Origin of the sequence: Paenibacillus residui (assembly GCF_042677205.1) — a bacterium.
In the GTDB taxonomy this organism is placed as follows: Bacteria; Bacillota; Bacilli; order Paenibacillales; family NBRC-103111; genus Paenibacillus_L; species Paenibacillus_L residui.
Genome location: NZ_JBHTIU010000098.1, coordinates 52199 through 68563 on the forward strand (window position 1 = coordinate 52199; position 16365 = coordinate 68563).

Here is a 16365-nt window from a genome sequence, read left to right on the forward strand (position 1 = left end):
ATGCCGGTGACTAGTTATCCTTACGCTGAACTTACGTTTTTCTACTGGCGAGCTTACATTTTTGTCACGGTACTAGTTGCAGTAGTGTTAGCCGAATTAAGATATAATAGGATTAAGGATATGGAGGCGTATGGAATGAAGATGAAGATAATGATCGTAGAAGACGACCCGACTATTCGGGGGTTAATCGGCGAGACCGTCGGGAAGTGGGGATACGAATCCGTATTGTGTGACGAGTTCAACAGGATTCAAGACATGTTCCTTCAGACCGAACCGCACCTCGTGTTAATGGATATTAATTTACCCATATTCGATGGATATTATTGGTGCAGCCGAATTCGGGAATTGTCTAACGTGCCGATTATTTTTCTCTCCTCACGGGATTCGCCGATGGATATGGTTATGGCGATGAATATGGGCGGTGACGATTATATCCAGAAGCCGTTCTACGACGAAGTACTTATCGCTAAGATTAAAGCATTGTTGCGTAGAACTTACTCTTATGCCGAAACGCCAGTCAACATAATCGAGCACGAAGGCGTCCTGCTGAACCTAGGTGATCGGAAGCTTACTTCCGGCGATCGATCGATTGAACTGACAAAGAACGAATTCGTCATCGTACGGCTATTGTTGCAGAATAAGGGCCATATCGTAAGCCGGGACAAAATCATGCGCTGCCTATGGGAGGACGAAAGTTTCGTCGACGACAATACGCTGACCGTGAACATGACCCGAATCCGAAAGAAATTGGATGAGATTGGACGTTATGGGTTCATTACGACGATCAAGGGAGAAGGTTATATAATCAAATGAGCTTTCTACATTATTTAGACGATAAACGTTATTTTCTGATCTTCTTTGCTGGAATGCTATCCTTCGTTGCTTTGATGATGTTCGTAAGCACCGAGGGAACGTATCGTGTTGGAGACATAATGTATACTCTATCCGGATGCGTGTTGTTGGCCGCGGTATACGTGGTCGGAGGCTATTTGCGCTGGAGAACCCGCAACAGGATATTACATGACCTGGTAAACAACAGATGGGACGAACTAACCGTAGCTTTGCCCGAACCTCTAACATATGAACAGCGTCAGTATACGGCACTGATCAAGAAGCTCTACAGCAATAAGCTTGAGGCCATCGGAAGGCTTCAAGACGAGAAAAAAGATTTTCATGATTTTATTGTTTCCTGGATTCATGAGGTCAAGCTGCCGATTACGGCATGTACCCTGCTGTTTAGAAATGCGTCAGGTAAGTCGGTAGAGGAGCTGATCCATGTATTCGAAGATGAATTGTTCAAAATCGACCATTATGTCGAGCAAGCCCTGTTTTACGCAAGAATTGATTCCTTTTCCAAGGATTACTTGATCGCGGAAGTCTCTCTAAACCGAATCGTGCGAAACAGTGTGAGAAAGTACGCAAAAATGTTTGTAGCCAAGCGAGTTCATTTTACAATGTGGGAAAAAGAGGAATGGGTGCATACCGATGCTAAGTGGCTCGGATATATCGTAGATCAGATCATGTCGAATGCCTTGAAATATGTCGGTGACAGCGGAAGCATCGTTTGCTCTTTCGAGGCAGATAACGAAGAGAAGAGGCTTTCCATAAGGGATACGGGTATTGGTATTAAAGCTGAAGATATTGGTCGTATTTTCGAGAAGGGGTTTACGGGCACTAACGGAAGGCAACTTGCAAAATCGACAGGATTGGGGTTATATCTCGCTAACCGCATGGCCGTCAAACTCGGACACCGATTGTCCGTCCAATCGGAAGAGGGAAGCTATACGACACTTACGCTTCACTTCCCTAACTCGAACCATTTATATGAAATGTGATTTATACTTTCAACTGCCGTCACGCCTTCAGCTCGGTTAAGTATCACCAGGGATGGGGATTACCTGCCTTGGCGATTGCTGTTAGGGGTGTATCAATTACCTTGTGAGACAGGGGTTGCCAAGGAGTTATTTCTTGACCAGTATGACAATCTATCTTTCCTATAACATCTCCTTCATTTTTTCTTGGTACCCTGTATTCCTGACGGACTATTTAATTCTTTCTTCCTAACAATGACTAATCCATGATTGCTCATCCCCAAGATACTCCGCTCTCTACATGTTCTCATATGATATTTCAGCCATATCTCCTACTCGTCATCGTTCAGTCTATGAATGACCCATTAAGAGGGCGATACCATCTGTAGCAACATGGTCAATGATTTCTATTTCTTGTTCACCTAGTAACTGTTCGCTGGGCTGCTGGGAAAATGGCCGGCGAATGCCCAAAAACGGTGGAAACTTGTGAAAAAAGCCTGACTGCGACCAGGATATGCCCAAGAGGTATCGGATGAAATCAATCGTTGTATTTGACAAGGGGCAGTAATAAACCGAATTGCATCTGCTGAGGTGACTCCATTATGGCTGCATTGACACTGCGTATCTAGCCGTTTCCCGAGAATCTGGAAGTTGAGTTATTTTGGTTCGGATCCCCTTTCGCGGACTACAAAGGGAATTGGAGAATTCGAGTCGCATTTCGGAGGTAACCGGGGACTTGAAAGTTATATCCTACCCTTGGGGAACAGTCCCCCATTTGCGCATGGGACAAATCTACACCAACGGGATTTGATCAAATCAAGCCATTTGAAAGTATTGTACATAGAATAACAATAGCAGAATGAATCAAGATCTGATGAGCAATGGATTTAAATTGCCCAAGAGCTTGATTGACTTCCATATAAAATCCGGAGCTTGGGCTTCAACAGTTTGACGAGATGATTTATTGCTTTCCAGTGTTTCGAATTCATTCGAGCCGCAAGTCAAGATGTATTGGAGCCCCTCCTACGTTTATGCGATTCTCCAATTTTCCGTGAGTTACTGCTCGTCGAGAGGATGTGCGGCATTCCCATACCGGCAATGACGTGATCGTCACCTCCGGGAGCCTGTATGTCCAAACGGCTCCAGGCGATCCTGTGCGATCGTACAGGCGAATCATGGTATCACGACTAAGTTTGTTATCGAAATTGCCCGGCCGGATGATTGGTCCATTTCGACATTGCTCCTCCACCCAACCCAGCAGACTTCACTAATGACGGTTAAGCGTGACATTAAGTTGCTTCTTGAGGGGCTTGTTCAAAAAGGCGGCCACTGGGATCAGAACATTTTAAACCAATGAAACGGCTTCACTATCGATATGGTTGAGCATTATCAACGCGATTCAATTAGGGGTTGGGCGTATCGGATAACGGGAAAATATCAGACTGTCGAGAAAGTCCTTTTCGAATAGGCACGAGGAAATCAAAAGTAAAAACAAGGTGATCAGATCGGTTTAAATCGATTTTTCTTATAAAAGTTGAGTCCACCCACATCAAAATGCGTTATATAGAAAGCCGGATTCACATTCTACCGATTTTTCGACAGTCTGAAAACATCCGGCTATACATGTTTGAATTTATTTTTGGTATTGTAATACTCAATTCATTGATGGTATAATTTAGTTGGCTTTTGGCAGCGAAAGAAGGTGATGAATTGATTGAGTCGTTTTGGAATATCTGTCTGCTTCACGATATATCAACCCGTGATCAGTTGCTTCGCGAGGCCATTAGAGTGAAGCGGACGCAACAACTTCTGGAACAGCAACAGTTGGCCGAAACGGAGCTAATGACAGAACCTGAGAAGCTGTTTCAGTGGATGAAGGAACGCGCCTTAGACAAAGAATTAGGCCATTTTCCCGGCGATCGGGATTTATTTTATAAATTATACCATGCAGGCAAGGATATGGACTTGTTGGAATACGCCTTGCTCACCATCCAACAAGATCGTGTTACAGGGAGCATTGTCGTCCATCCAGGAATCGTCGAGCGGTTTGTCGATCAGTGTGAGCGACATGGCTACAAGAACATTCTGTTTGCAGAAGCTGAGAAGTATATCAAAGGACTCATCGAAACGAAATGTTACCATCGACCATGGACAATCACATTGTTAACGGAAAACTACATCATAGGCAGATTATTCAAAACGTATTTCGAGCCCTATTCCAATATCCGCATCGTTCAAGGGTCCATCTATCAGCCGTTGCCTGCAGAACATCAACTCGACGCGATCCTGGCGATGCCGAATTTCGGTATGAAAATGAACGATGACGAGGTTGCGGTTCGGGAATCCGAAGGCGCAGCGGCCAGCTATCTCCTTCCACTCTTGCAAGACGGCGGGAGATTGAGCGTGACCTTTCCTGCACGGATGCTGTTTCAATCCGGCGCGATCGCCAGCTGGCGGAAGCAAATGAATGATCAGGCGCCGGTGCAAACGATCCATTCGCTTCCGGACGGCTTGTTTCGTCCCTACACTTCCATCAAGACCTATCAGGTTGACTTCGGCAAAGCGCCTGTGGAAGAAGTGATCCTCGGGCGGCTCCATTTGGAAAAGTCAAAGCTTGTGGCGGAACGGGAGATTACCATCCATCCAGATCGGTTCCGTCAACTAGATCATTGGCGAATTGAACTACTGTTGGATGAAGATCAGGATACACTTCGTTCCTTCCAACAGGCGGCAACTCCGAAGGTGAAGTTGCGCGATGTGGCAGAAATTTTTCGGGGAAAGTCGATTCTTAAGCAGGATCTAAAGCCCGGGAACATTAAGGTGCTGAATATATCCAATCTGGATGACGGCGAAGTGCTATTGGATCAGCTTGAAACGATTGACGAGGAAGAGAGGAAAGTGAAACGTTACGAGATTCTCCCGGGTGACCTGGTCATGACGTGCCGCGGCACCGTGAACAAGCTGGCTGTATATCCGGGGGCTCAAGGGATGGTCATCGCTTCCTCGAATATGATCGTGATCCGATTCAAGTCGGCCATCAAGAGTCATTTTGCCAAAATGTTTCTGGAAAGCCCTGTCGGAACAGCCCTTATTCAAAGCTTCCAGCGGGGAACAACCGTGATGAATTTGAATCCAGCGGATGTGGCGGAAATGGAATTGCCCTTGGTACCGGAAGATAAACAGCAAGAATTAATACAGCAATATATCCGGGAGAAAGAACGATATAAAGAGGTCGTTCGGGAAGCGGCTAACCGTTGGGAACAAGTGAAGAACCAGTTATATGAGCAACTCTACTGAGGAGGAATTCAGGATAATGGCAACAGCGAACATTGGATTCGAGGAAAAGTTATGGAGCATGGCCGATAAGTTGCGTGGCAGCATGGATGCAGCGGAGTATAAGCATGTAGCTCTCGGTCTTCTATTTCTGAAATATGTGTCGGATGCATTTGAAGAAAAATATGAAGCATTGAAAAATGAACCGTATGCCGATCCGGAGGACCGGGACGAATACGTGGCAGAAAATATATTCTGGGTACCGAAAGAAGCGCGCTGGAGCCATATCAAGGATAACGCGAAAAAGCCGGAAATCGGGCAGATCATTGATAATGCGATGATTGCCATCGAGAAGGAAAATCCGTCGCTGAAAGGCGTGCTGCCGAAAGATTACGCCAGGCCGGCGCTGGATAAAACTCGTCTTGGCGAAGTGATCGATTTGTTCTCGTTCAAAGTCGGCGATGAAGAAAGCCGTTCGAAGGATGTACTGGGGCGGGTATATGAGTATTTCCTTAGCAAATTCGCAAGCGCGGAAGGCAAGAACGGCGGGGAATTCTATACCCCGAACAGCGTTGTTCGCCTGCTCGTCGAGATGATACAGCCCTTCAAGGGCCGCGTATACGACCCCTGCTGTGGTTCCGGCGGCATGTTCGTTCAGAGCGAGAAGTTTGTAGAGGAGCATCAGGGGCGCATTGGCGATATCGCGGTGTACGGGCAGGAGTCGAATCCGACGACGTGGAAGTTGTGCAAAATGAACCTCGCCATTCGCGGCATCGACGGCAACCTTGGGGAGCATCACGCGGACACGTTTCACAATGATTTACATAAAAATCTGAAGGCCGATTACATCCTGGCCAATCCGCCGTTCAATATCAGCGATTGGGGCGGCGAGCGGCTGACGGAGGATACCCGTTGGGCATATGGGGTGCCTCCCGCAGGGAATGCCAACTATGCGTGGATTCAGCATATCGTGAACAAGCTTGCGCCCAGCGGCGTTGCCGGCTTCGTACTGGCGAACGGCTCCATGTCGACAAGTACGACGGCGGAGTTTGAAATTCGCAGCAAGCTGGTTAATGCCGATCTGGTCGATTGTATCGTCACCTTGCCGGGTCAATTGTTCTATTCTACGCAAATTCCGGTTTGTCTTTGGTTTATTGCCAAAAATAAAGCGCCAAAGGGCCTTCGGGACCGCCGCGGCGAAATCCTGTTTATCGATGCACGCAAAATGGGTCATATGGTGGATCGGACGCATCGTGAGTTGAGTGCCGAAGATATTCACAAGATCGCCGATACGTACCATGCGTGGCGCGGACAGACGGAAGCTGGTACGTATGAAGATGTGAAAGGTTTCTGCAAAGCAGCGAAGCTTGCTGAGGTTCAGGAGCATGAATACATCCTGACGCCAGGACGTTATGTTGGCATTGAAGAAGTAGAAGAAGACAGCGAACCGTTCGAGGATAAAATGGTGCGGTTGACATCGGAGCTGGCAGAACAGTTCGCCAAGTCCCGGCAACTAGAGGATGAAATTCGCAAGCGGCTTGGGGGGATTGGGTTTGAGTTTTGAGCCATTTAATGGGATGACGCCTCCTAATGAATGGAAGGCTAGGTTGGTGAAAGATATTGCAGTTGTGAATGAAAGGTCGATCAAGAAAAGTGATCGTATTGATACAATACAGTATATTGATATTGCGGCGGTCAACCATCGTAATATAGATCAACTACAAACATTCAAACTGAACGACGCCCCTAGTCGCGCTCGTCGGATCGTGCAGGATAACGATATTTTGATTTCCACGGTTCGCCCGAATTTGAAGCACTATACCATGATTCGTAAGGCTGAACCCGATATGATTGCATCGACAGGGTTTGCAGTGATATCACCAAAGAGGGTTCATCCGGATTTTCTGTACTATTATTTGACATCGGACTCTTATACAAGATATTTGACTCAGATCGCCGAAGGGCAGACATCCGCATACCCGGCTTTTAATTCAGATATTATAGAGAACACTGTGATCTATTTGCCTCCTGAAAATGAACAATGCGAGATTGGAGAAATGCTGGCATCAGTAGACAAAAAAATCGAACTCAACAACGCCATCAACAAAAACCTTGAAGAAATGACCCAAGCCCTTTTTAAACGATGGTTTGTGGACTTCGAGTTTCCAAATGAAAACGGCGAACCGTATAAGTCAAGCGGCGGCGAGTTTGAGGAAAGTGAGTTGGGGCTCATTCCGAAGGGGTGGAAGATAGGGAGAATCGGCGATATTGCTTCCAACAGGACACAGACAGTAAGACCGGAAGAAATACCAAGTGGAACAAAATATATAGGATTAGAGCATATTCCCCGGAAAAAGCTCGCGATTTCCCATTTTGGTGTTTCCGATGAATTAGAGAGCAACAAACTGTGGTTCTATAAAGGCGATATTCTTTTTGGGAAACTTCGACCTTATTTTCATAAAGTCTCAATCGCACCTTTCGATGGAGTCTGTTCAACAGATATTCTATCAATAAATTCTAAGAGAGATGAATTCTATGGATATCTTGTCTTTCAGCTTTTTAGTGAAAGATTGGTCGATTATGTTACTCAGAGTTCTAACGGTACTAAAATGCCAAGGACAAATTGGCGAGATATGAGTAACTATTCCATAGTAATTCCACCGATGGAAATCGCAGAGAAATTTACAACAGTAGTACGCGGATTCGTATCCATGATGACTAATAATATTTATGAGAACATGAACTTGTCGAACATAAGGGACACCCTTCTCCCCAAACTGATGTCTGGCGAGATCCGTGTCCCTGTCGAGCAGGATCACAGTGTTCCCGATCTGCCGATGGTTGCGGAGAGAAGCGCAAACTATCAGCCCTAATCCAAAGGAGGTGCAACATGGCCTACTATACGACGTCTTATACCGAAAGTGACTTAGAGCAGGCCGCGCTGGAATGGTTCGAAGAACTGAACTACGAGAAAGCATACGGCCCGGATATTTCTCCGGAAGGCGAGTATCCCGAACGACAGTTTTACCATGACGTCATCCTGAAAGACAGGTTGCGCGATTCGCTCATTCGTATCAACAAACATGTGCCGCGGGAAGCGATAGAGGAAGCGATCAAGGTCGTTGAAGTGCCGCGCAGTCCCAGCCTGCTGATCAATAACAAGGCGTTCCAGAAGATGATTACCGATGGGATCGACGTGCAGTATCAAGCCGCCAATGGCGAATATCCGACAGAGAAAGTATGGCTGTTCGACACCGACCCGGACCGGATCGGCAACAACGATTTTCTGGTCGTCAACCAGTTTACCGTTGTTGAAAATCAGGGAGAGAAGCGCCCGGATATCGTCGTGTTCGTAAACGGTTTGCCGATCGCCGTATTTGAATTGAAAAGCGCCTCCAACGAAGAAGTCGGGATCAGCGATGCCTATCATCAGGTGCAGACGTACAAAGGCGCGATACCGTCCCTGTTCACCTACAACTCGTTTCTGGTCATCAGCGACGGCGTGAATGCGCGGGTCGGCACGTTGACAGCCAATGAAGACCGGTTTATGATGTGGCGCACGATTGATGGCGATGACGTGGCGCCCTCCTCCCTGCCCCAGCTTGAAGTGCTTGTGAAAGGAATGTTCGAGAAAAGCCGACTGCTTGATATTATCAGGCATTTCGTGCTGTTTCAAACCGATGGGGAGCATCTGTTCAAAATATTGGCGGGATACCACCAATACCACGCCACCAACAAGGCGATTGCAAGTACGGAACGGGCGACGATGGACGAAGGAGACCGCAAAATCGGCGTTATCTGGCATACGCAAGGCTCCGGCAAAAGCTTGTCCATGGTTTTCTACGCGGGAAAACTTGTCCTGACGCTGAACAACCCGACGATCGTCGTGGTGACGGACCGGAACGATCTGGACGATCAGTTGTTCAGCACGTTCAGCAAGTCGAAGGACTTGCTCAGGCAAACGCCTCAGCAAGCGGAAAATCGGACTCATTTGCGTGAGCTTTTGTCAGTGGAGTCGGGCGGGATCATTTTCACAACGGTCCACAAGTTCACCCCCGATGAAAATGAAGACAAATATCCTGTACTTACGGAACGCCGCAATGTGATTGTGATTGCGGACGAGGCGCATCGCAGCCAGTACGGGTTTCAGGCGGATATGGTCGCCGGGGACGACGAAGCGGCCATTAAGTATGGCTATGCCAAGTATATGCGCGATGCGTTGCCGAACGCTTCTTATATTGGCTTTACCGGAACGCCGGTCGAACTGACAGACAAAAATACGCCTGCCGTTTTCGGTGACTACATCGATATTTACGATATGACCCGAGCCGTAGAAGACGGAACCACGGTCAGAATTTATTATGAAAGCCGCATTGCCCGCCTGGAGTTGTCGGAGGCGGAGCTCCCGGTCATTGACAGCGAGTATGAGGATATTACGGAGTACCAGGAGTACACGCAGCGGGAGCGTCTGAAGTCGCGTTGGGCCAGGCTTGAAGCGTTGGCCGGTGCAGAGAAACGGGTCAGGAAAGTCGCGCAGGATGTCGTCGAACATTTCGAGCAACGGCAGAAAGCCGGCTTCGGCAAAGCGATGATTGTTGTGATGTCGCGGCGGATCGCCATCGATATGTACAGAGCGATTGTTGCACTCCGGCCGGATTGGCACAGCGATGATGATAACGAAGGCAAAATCAAAATCGTCATGACCGGAAGTTCCAGCGATCCGGAGGAGTGGCAACCATTTATCGGCAACAAGCGGCGACGCGAACATCTCGCGAAGCGGATGAAAGATGTGAACGATCCGCTTCAGATCGTCATTGTCCGTGATATGTGGCTGACCGGTTTTGACGTGCCGAGCATGAATACGATGTACATCGACAAGCCGATGAAAGGCCATAATCTGATGCAGGCGATCGCCCGCGTGAATCGGGTATTCCGCGACAAGCCGGGCGGTCTGATCGTCGATTATATCGGAATTGCGGACTTGCTGAAATCGGCGCTTCAACAATATACGGAAAATGACCGAAAAACTGCTGGTATCGATACAGACCAAGCCGTTGACTTTATGCTGGAAAGGCTGCAGCTCATCCGCGAATTGCTTCATGGGTATGACTACAGTAAATTCGCTTCGGAGAAAGCAGCCGAACGGATGAAGGCCATTGTTGAGACGGTCGATTACGTACTTGGATTAGGTGAAGAGAGCAAGCGGAACTTCCTGAATTGGACGACGGAATTGGCAAGAGCCTTCTCGCTCTGCGCGACGACTCCCGCCGCGGAGGAAGTCAATGTCGAAATCAGTTTCTTCAAAGCGGTTAAATCTGGTATAATTAAGCTGATAACAGACGAAAACAAGAGAAAAACGACGAAAGAACTCGATGCCGAGTTGAATCAGCTCATTTCGAAATCGGTCGTATCCGATGAAGTCGTCGATATTCTGGAAGCCGTAGGCTTGCAGAAACCGAACATCGCGATACTATCGGACGAGTTTCTGGAACATGTGCGCGGGTTGAAGCAGAAAAATCTGGCTGTGGAACTTCTCCGCAGGCTGCTTCAGGGGAAAGTGAAGGCCGTTTCCCGAACCAGTATTGTGCAATCGAAGAAATTTTCCGAGATGCTGGAGGAAGCCATTCGGAAATACAACAATCGTACAATCGAGACGACGCAGGTTATCGAAGAACTGATCCAGATGGCCAAAGAAATGAACGCAGCCGTCAAGCGCGGCGAAGATCTCGGTCTGATCAAGGAAGAGCTGGCTTTCTATGATGCGCTCGCTTCGAATGAATCGGCCAAGGAACTGATGGGCGATCTCATGCTGAAGCAGATTGCACATGAGCTGACCCAAGCGATCAAGAGCAACATTAAGGTCGACTGGACGCTTCGTGAGAATGTACGTGCTCAGATGCGAATTACCGTCAAGCGGCTGTTGAAGAAATACGGTTACCCGCCGGATCTGGAAAAGATGGCCATTGATCTGGTGCTTCAGCAAGCTGAATTGATGGCACAGGCGGAGACGGAAGAGTTTAAATATTAACGGACATCAAAGGCGTAGGACATCAAGTTTGACTGTTTCTACGCCATTTTTTTGAGAGGTGAGAATGTGCCGGGATGTTATCGGATATTAGCTATAGACGGCGGAGGTATTAAAGGTCTTTATTCTGCTGTAATTCTAGAAGAGATTGAAAAAGTATACGGACCTGTGTATCAGAATTTCAATCTCATATGCGGCACATCAACTGGGGGAATTATTGCACTTGCATTGGCATCTGGCATGCCAGCGTCAGACATTGTGAGATTCTATAAAGAAAAAGGACCTTCTATATTTCCATATCAAAATCCATTCTATCGAAAGATTCATTATTTTAAACAAATATTGATCAAATCAAAGTATTCGAGCAATCAACTAAAATTGGCGCTCGAAGAAGTATTCCAGGATAAAAAAATAGAAGATTGCAAGACAACTGTATTAATTCCAACAGTTAATGTTACCACAGGGACGGACACTCGCTCCGGCTCTTGACGAGAAGGTGGATCAGTATCCCTTGCGGTAACCTCGTTGCGCTCGAAGGTATTCTCGGACGGATGGGACGTTTCCGCCGGTTCCTTCTCCGCTGTTGAATGGTCGTCCTCCGATGGAGTCGGCTCCGGCAGTTCGGACTTTCCCATCAATTCATCCAACAAGTCGTCCGTATTCCTTTCTTCTGCGATTTCCTTCGACAGCTCTTGTTCCTGAACTTGCTCGTGACCTGGTTCATGTCCTTGTTCCACAGCAGGAGCTTCGGACATTCCATTGGATTTTTCAATTTCACTCTTAATTTTGGCGGTATCCACAGTGGCCAAGTGGAAACGCTCCACGATCCGATTGATTTTGGACGCATCCTCCGCCCGGACCATCACATCGCACATCCCGTCCACGTTCTTTTTGTCGCGCAAAGCACAGTACAACACGCCATACCGCTTGGCTTCCTTGCAGAAGGTTGCCAGGTCTTCGTTCTTGACCGCAAATACCTTTAATTCTTTCCCGCTGCGCAGCAAACTCTCCAACCGGATGCTGCCCTTTGTTCGTTTTTGTCCTTGCAAGGCCGCAAACAAATATACCGCCAAATGCTTAGCGCCTTCGCCGGAAATCTTGGCCATGACTTCGATGCTTTTCAAGCTCATGTTGACAACCTGATTGGCGGCTTCCGTTTCGGTACTCATCGAAAATTTCCTCCTTTCGATCCTGTGCGCCACTTCTGTTTAACGTCTCTCGTAATTCTCCTGATCGCTCCAAAATGCCTTGAACCAGCTTCACCTCCTTTCGAAGCGAGGCAAGCCGTTTAGAACAAACAGCAATTTGCGTTTTGTATTGTTCTCGCTGGCCAGCATCCTTGCAGCGGCGAATTCGGTTGTACAACGACTTGCGCTTCAGGTGCAGGGATTGGATCTGTTCCTCCAACCTGTCACGGAAAGCGAGAAGCTCCTCTTGATGGGTGAGGCGATACTTGCATAGCAGCTTGGTTTGCTCCATCAATACCGACAAGTGTCTCAAATCCTCCCGAAGTCTAAAGGATGGCTTTTTGACAGGCTTTCGTTTTCTAGGAAGCACACCCATTTCAAACAAGTAGCGGATATATAAAGCTTGCAAGCCGCGCAATTTGCGACCAGACCGAACATGGCTCTTACACATGGCACGTCGTCTGCGGACATGGGATGGCCTTTCCCGTTCAGGTATTCGGTTTCGCAATATTCGCTGCTTGATCGCTTCCTCGGTATAGCCATCGCCTAGACTGCGCAAACGGACAAAGCGTGTCTTTCCAGGCGGCCGTATCGCCATATGTTTAACCGCCGTTTTTAGCTCATAACCTTGCTTTTGTAAATGGGCAAAAAACTGTGTCATCGTCATGGAAGATGCAATAGCCTGATCGATGTCCTGCCGGATTAGCCCTCTCCATGTTGGCTTTCGCTCACGTTCCGCTTTCCATTCTCCATAATGCTTGGCTTTGCTCGGTTCGGGATGCTCAATCACCGATAGCGCATGTTCCTGGCAAAGCCGGTCGGATGTCTGCCTCAGCAGAGCATAGGAAGCTTTGTTGTCGTAATACCGTTTCCCATCCACAAAGGAGACCGAGTTTAACACAAAGTGATTGTGCACATGCTGTTTATCCAAATGGGTCGATACGACGACTTCAAAGCGCTCCCCCCACAACTCCTGCGCTAACTTAACACCGATGGTATGAGCGATTTGCGGCGTTGTCTCCCCCGGCGCAAACGCTTGATAGGCGTGAAAGGCCAAAATGCCGTCCGTCTTAAAAAACCGCCGCTTCGTCCGCTGCATCTGCTCATAAGCCGTTAACGGATCGCAGTTGACACCGCTGACATATAGTTGCTTCTCCGTTTTGGCATCCGCCTGTGTATAAGCGAGTACCTGCTCCAAACCACCTTCGCTACGTTCTGCTGTCTTGTCAGGATTTGCGGCGTAATCCAGCACCCGCTTAAGCCTGTCGGTCACCCCCCAGATTGCGGTCGTTGCCACGTGAAATCCCCCCCCCTTACGGCGGATGCACATTTGGATGCACTGGTGGTCTTCGTTCCGGTTCGGTTACAGCCTGTTGAATCTGCTGGACTGCGTGACGTAAGCGGTCGGCTTCCACCTGAAATGCAGCCCGTTCCAGATGTCCAGTCGTATGGGCCTTCACAGTGAGTTGATTCAGGTTATTCCCAATAGCGTTCAGTTCACGCATCATCGCGTAATAATCCAGGGGCGGTAGCGGTTTGGGAATATACCCATTGATCAATGCCCGAATGTACGCTTCCCGAGAAAGTCCCGTTTTTTTCACTTCTGTCATAAGGCGAGCATGCTCGCTTTCATTTAAGCGAACCAGAAAAGAGATTGGTCGTTTCCTCATTTGCATCACCCCTTTCCGAACATGAGCTTCCGACAGAAAATCTCATCGCCGCGGATCAAATCGAGCATCAAACAATTGCATCGTGCGAACGGGGTCTTAGGGGCTGTGCCACTAACAAGCGAATTTGGATATCCAAATTCAGTGCTTGCTGCAACACGAGACATTCGTCTCGCGTCGCCTTCAAGCACCTGCCGGGAAAAAGAGGGAACCCCAAAAACACAAAAAAGACGCCGATCCGCTCGGGCGTCTTCCGCAGAACTTTTTTGTTATCGCACCAACCAGCGGTAATCCTGGCGGCAGTCTACAATGAAATCGACATACACGATTTCATCCTGAATCTGATACAACACCAGATACCATTTATCTACGAACATTTTGTGATACTTGTTTGACGGGATAAATTCCGCTTCGAGAAAAGGATAACGTTCCGGCATTTGCGCCAAGGAACGTATCGCATGCAGCAATTCGTTTTTCGTTTTTCGCGCGGCATCCGGATTTTTTTCCGCAAGGAATCGCACATGAACCGCCAGCATTTGGCGGGCGCGATCGGAAACGACGATCTTATATCGGGGCATCTTTTCCATGCTGAACCTCGTCAATAATGCCCTCCAGGTAAGCGTCCAGTTCATCCGGCGTCACACCAGCACGGCCCGCCAAACGATCCTCTTGCACAGCGAGCAGTTCTTCGCGCAGCTTTAACATCTTCTCGCGACGGGAAAACGTCTCAATGTCCATCACGACGAGATCGCCTTCACCGTTCTTGGTCAGATAAACCGGTTCCCCGGACGATTTGCATAGATCGGCGATTTCATTATAGTTTTGCCGGATACTGGCGGAAGGCTTGATAATCATCTTGGTCACTCCTTGCATAGCTGTATATTGATTTTATTATACCTATTACATGCTATACAATCAATGCGGTTGCGCTTATCCTCAATCTATTCACATCTTATCCACATGCTGCGAAAATTTTCCGTAACCCAAAAGAAAAGACACCAACCGTTCAGCGTCTACCGCTATCGGGATGGTTCACCGCGTCTTCGTCGGAATTCCATCAATTCGTTGTTTACATCCTTTCCGAACTTAGGCGGCTCATCGGATATGAGAAGGGTGGGGGAGAGGAGCCTCTGTATCGTGGCTGCCGCCAATCGCCCCGGCTCATCATTATCCAGGTGCAGAACAAGTCGATTTACTTGGGGAAAGCACTTCAAGTAATGCGTTAGGGCAGACGGAGGAGTAGAGTCCTCCCCATTTGTCCTGGGCCTGTATATTCCGGCCAGCGACAGCTTATGCGCCTGCCGCCAATCCCGGCCGGCGAGATGTTCCAGTGTACAGTAGGATAAGAGATCAATAGCGCTCTCAAACAGATGCAGTTCCGTACTGTTTTTCGAGGCCGGAATGGAAAACGAATACCGCTTGTCGCTGCCAACGGCTTCCCCCATATAACGGGTGCTTGTCGTACCGCGTATCGCCGCATAGCGCGGCGTCCCTTCCTGGTCAAATCCGACGAATACCGCGTTGTGATAGCGTCGGCTTTCATACAAGCGCCCCGTTTCGAGACAGTAGTCGATCAACGTGCGGTGGATACCACGTTTGCTGAGATAGGCCATGACGCGATGCGATGTATGATTCGGTTCGGGAAGCTCAAACCGCGCTGGAGATGAGCGTTGTTGCAAAGATTGCGAAAATGCAGGTGCGCTGCCTGGATGAACGCCTTCCATTTGCAGCACCGCATCGGGAAAAGACATGCCCCGCACTTTGATCAAATAGTCCAGCGCCGAGCGTCCGCCGATCCCCCTTGACCACCAGTACCATTTGCCGTTGGAAATTTTCAAGCTGTCGTGTGTCCGGGTGGTGTAGACATTGCGGGAGCATCGGACCAGTTCTGCCGGCTCGTGCATATGCAAATATGTGAGCAGGTCCAGTCTTTTGGCACGTTCGATCTGTTCCTTGTTTACATAGCTCATTGCCGCAGCTCCTTTTGGAAATCCAGGCAGCATCCGATGGGTATATGGTTCATCGTGCCTTACCCCTCTTTTTGGGGTACGTATAAGCTCTGCCTTCCTTCAACTTCGTAACGCCTTTCTTTTTCATGAATGCGTCTAAATCGCCTTCATGAACTTGACTGGTCACCCCGTTTGAGTCGCGGATGTAATAATACGTGTCGCCAAATCCGTTTTTCTCTTTGGATATCAACTCCAACGATGGCACGGTTTCTCCCTCCTCGATCAAGCCGGTTCCGTAACCAAAAGGCGGCAAAATCGGACAAAAGCATCCGCCGCTTGGGCTGGCATACAACATGTTCATTCCTCCGGAAACGAGAAAAGGACCCCAAAACCGGAGTCCAATTCGTCATGAGATTGATAACTTTAACAAGTGAGCGATCTTCGACCTGTGAA

General features: G+C 48.4%; 13 protein-coding genes and 1 pseudogene. 7 read left to right on the forward strand and 7 right to left on the reverse strand.

The features are described from left to right. Positions 1-141: 141 nt before the first annotated feature. The 7 genes and pseudogenes from ACFQ03_RS23225 to ACFQ03_RS23255 form a co-directional block, all read left to right on the forward strand. Positions 142-813 carry a response regulator transcription factor gene (locus ACFQ03_RS23225; protein WP_055110401.1) on the forward strand — a complete coding sequence of 224 codons (672 nt, stop codon included), beginning with the start codon at positions 142-144 and terminating at the stop codon, positions 811-813. Further along, a complete protein-coding gene (locus ACFQ03_RS23230; RefSeq protein WP_213595435.1) occupies positions 810-1835 on the forward strand; it encodes a sensor histidine kinase in 1026 nt (341 codons plus the stop codon). Before ACFQ03_RS23225 ends, ACFQ03_RS23230 begins: the two co-directional genes overlap by 4 nt. A gap of 1686 nt (positions 1836-3521) precedes the next feature. Continuing rightward, positions 3522-5108 (forward strand): restriction endonuclease subunit S, encoded by a 1587-nt coding sequence (locus ACFQ03_RS23235; RefSeq protein ID WP_379291287.1) that lies wholly within the window; start codon positions 3522-3524, stop codon positions 5106-5108. A 16-nt stretch (positions 5109-5124) separates the two neighbouring features. Continuing rightward, positions 5125-6648 carry a class I SAM-dependent DNA methyltransferase gene (locus ACFQ03_RS23240; protein ID WP_213595431.1) on the forward strand — a complete coding sequence of 508 codons (1524 nt, stop codon included), beginning with the start codon at positions 5125-5127 and terminating at the stop codon, positions 6646-6648. Next, positions 6638-7957 carry a restriction endonuclease subunit S gene (locus ACFQ03_RS23245; protein ID WP_379291290.1) on the forward strand — a complete coding sequence of 440 codons (1320 nt, stop codon included), beginning with the start codon at positions 6638-6640 and terminating at the stop codon, positions 7955-7957. The genes ACFQ03_RS23240 and ACFQ03_RS23245 overlap by 11 nt, the downstream gene beginning before the upstream one ends. Before the next feature lie 17 nt (positions 7958-7974). Beyond that, the gene (locus tag ACFQ03_RS23250; protein WP_379291292.1) at positions 7975-11112 is read left to right on the forward strand and encodes a type I restriction endonuclease subunit R; all 3138 of its coding nucleotides are present in this window, start codon (positions 7975-7977) and stop codon (positions 11110-11112) included. Positions 11113-11178: 66 nt separating this feature from the next. After that, positions 11179-11496: pseudogene (locus ACFQ03_RS23255) on the forward strand (patatin-like phospholipase family protein); the annotation flags it as partial. Here ACFQ03_RS23255 and ACFQ03_RS23260 read toward each other — a convergent pair. The 7 genes from ACFQ03_RS23260 to ACFQ03_RS23290 all read right to left on the reverse strand — a co-directional run bounded on the left by ACFQ03_RS23260 (position 11478) and on the right by ACFQ03_RS23290 (position 16267). Further along, complete coding sequence (locus ACFQ03_RS23260; RefSeq protein WP_379291294.1) at positions 11478-12278, reverse strand: DUF3801 domain-containing protein; 801 nt, start codon at positions 12276-12278, stop codon at positions 11478-11480. The pseudogene ACFQ03_RS23255 and the gene ACFQ03_RS23260 overlap by 19 nt on opposite strands. Next, the gene (locus ACFQ03_RS23265) at positions 12187-13593 is read right to left on the reverse strand and encodes a relaxase/mobilization nuclease domain-containing protein (RefSeq protein WP_036623496.1); all 1407 of its coding nucleotides are present in this window, start codon (positions 13591-13593) and stop codon (positions 12187-12189) included. The genes ACFQ03_RS23260 and ACFQ03_RS23265 overlap by 92 nt, the downstream gene beginning before the upstream one ends. Before the next feature lie 16 nt (positions 13594-13609). Further along, positions 13610-13966 carry a plasmid mobilization protein gene (locus tag ACFQ03_RS23270; RefSeq protein ID WP_036623498.1) on the reverse strand — a complete coding sequence of 119 codons (357 nt, stop codon included), beginning with the start codon at positions 13964-13966 and terminating at the stop codon, positions 13610-13612. Between the two features lie 266 nt (positions 13967-14232). Beyond that, the gene (locus ACFQ03_RS23275) at positions 14233-14565 is read right to left on the reverse strand and encodes a type II toxin-antitoxin system RelE/ParE family toxin (RefSeq protein ID WP_379291297.1); all 333 of its coding nucleotides are present in this window, start codon (positions 14563-14565) and stop codon (positions 14233-14235) included. Beyond that, on the reverse strand, positions 14528-14818 hold the full coding sequence (locus ACFQ03_RS23280; RefSeq protein ID WP_041052551.1) for a type II toxin-antitoxin system Phd/YefM family antitoxin: 291 nt from the start codon (positions 14816-14818) through the stop codon (positions 14528-14530). The genes ACFQ03_RS23275 and ACFQ03_RS23280 overlap by 38 nt, the downstream gene beginning before the upstream one ends. Before the next feature lie 164 nt (positions 14819-14982). Continuing rightward, positions 14983-15933 (reverse strand): DUF3991 and TOPRIM domain-containing protein, encoded by a 951-nt coding sequence (locus ACFQ03_RS23285; RefSeq protein ID WP_379291300.1) that lies wholly within the window; start codon positions 15931-15933, stop codon positions 14983-14985. Positions 15934-15982: 49 nt separating this feature from the next. Continuing rightward, the gene (locus ACFQ03_RS23290) at positions 15983-16267 is read right to left on the reverse strand and encodes a hypothetical protein (RefSeq protein WP_041052803.1); all 285 of its coding nucleotides are present in this window, start codon (positions 16265-16267) and stop codon (positions 15983-15985) included. Positions 16268-16365 lie beyond the last annotated feature (98 nt).

Bases quoted from the DNA above. Each gene is read 5' to 3' on its own strand.
- ACFQ03_RS23225 (WP_055110401.1), top strand. From the start codon at position 142: ATGAAGATAATGATCGTAGAAGACGACCCGACTATTCGGGGGTTAATC.
- ACFQ03_RS23230 (WP_213595435.1), top strand. From the start codon at position 810: ATGAGCTTTCTACATTATTTAGACGATAAACGTTATTTTCTGATCTTC.
- ACFQ03_RS23240 (WP_213595431.1), top strand. From the start codon at position 5,125: ATGGCAACAGCGAACATTGGATTCGAGGAAAAGTTATGGAGCATGGCC.
- ACFQ03_RS23250 (WP_379291292.1), top strand. From the start codon at position 7,975: ATGGCCTACTATACGACGTCTTATACCGAAAGTGACTTAGAGCAGGCC.
- ACFQ03_RS23260 (WP_379291294.1), bottom strand. From the start codon at position 12,278: ATGAGTACCGAAACGGAAGCCGCCAATCAGGTTGTCAACATGAGCTTG.
- ACFQ03_RS23270 (WP_036623498.1), bottom strand. From the start codon at position 13,966: ATGAGGAAACGACCAATCTCTTTTCTGGTTCGCTTAAATGAAAGCGAG.
- ACFQ03_RS23280 (WP_041052551.1), bottom strand. From the start codon at position 14,818: ATGATTATCAAGCCTTCCGCCAGTATCCGGCAAAACTATAATGAAATC.
- ACFQ03_RS23285 (WP_379291300.1), bottom strand. From the start codon at position 15,933: ATGAGCTATGTAAACAAGGAACAGATCGAACGTGCCAAAAGACTGGAC.
- ACFQ03_RS23290 (WP_041052803.1), bottom strand. From the start codon at position 16,267: ATGTTGTATGCCAGCCCAAGCGGCGGATGCTTTTGTCCGATTTTGCCG.